This is a genomic window from Aeromonas enteropelogenes, from assembly GCF_000819845.1.
GTDB lineage: Bacteria > Pseudomonadota > Gammaproteobacteria > Enterobacterales > Aeromonadaceae > Aeromonas > Aeromonas enteropelogenes.
On record NZ_CDCG01000005.1, the window covers coordinates 1 to 815 of the forward strand.

1 protein-coding gene is annotated in these 815 nt (G+C 56.1%); it reads right to left on the bottom strand.

Going from position 1 to position 815, the window contains the following annotated elements:
• Positions 1 to 2: 2 nt before the first annotated feature.
• A partial coding sequence (locus BN1123_RS02505; protein WP_042025184.1) for an elongation factor Tu occupies positions 3 to 815 on the bottom strand: 813 nt, incomplete at its 5' end.

Consider the following 815-nt stretch of genomic DNA (forward strand, 5'->3'; position numbering starts at 1 on the left):
GATTAAGCGATAACTTTAGCTACAACACCAGCACCTACGGTACGGCCACCTTCACGGATGGCGAAACGCAGGCCGTCGTCCATCGCGATCGGCGCAATCAGGGTAACAACCATCTTGATGTTGTCGCCCGGCATGACCATCTCTACGCCTTCCGGCAGTTCGATGGTACCTGTCACGTCGGTAGTACGGAAGTAGAACTGCGGACGGTAGCCTTTGAAGAACGGGGTGTGACGACCACCTTCTTCTTTGGACAGTACGTACACTTCGGATTCAAACTTGGTGTGCGGCTTGATGGTGCCCGGCTTGGCCAGGACCTGACCACGCTCTACGTCTTCACGCTTCACGCCACGCAGCAGTGCACCGATGTTCTCGCCTGCACGACCTTCGTCCAGCAGCTTGCGGAACATCTCAACACCGGTACAGGTGGTCTTGGTGGTATCTTTGATACCCACGATTTCCACTTCTTCACCTACTTTAACGATACCGCGCTCTACACGACCGGTTACTACGGTACCACGGCCAGCGATGGAGAATACGTCTTCGATAGGCATCAGGAACGGCTGGTCAATCGCGCGCTCCGGCTCCGGGATGTAGGAATCCAGGTGACCGGCCAGCTCGATGATCTTCTCTTCCCACTGAGCTTCGCCTTCCAGCGCTTTCAGTGCGGAACCGCGGACTACCGGCAGGTCATCACCCGGGAAGTCGTACTCGGACAGCAGTTCGCGAACTTCCATCTCGACCAGTTCCAGCAGCTCTTCGTCATCAACCATGTCGCACTTGTTCATGAACACGATGATGTACGGAACGCCTACCTG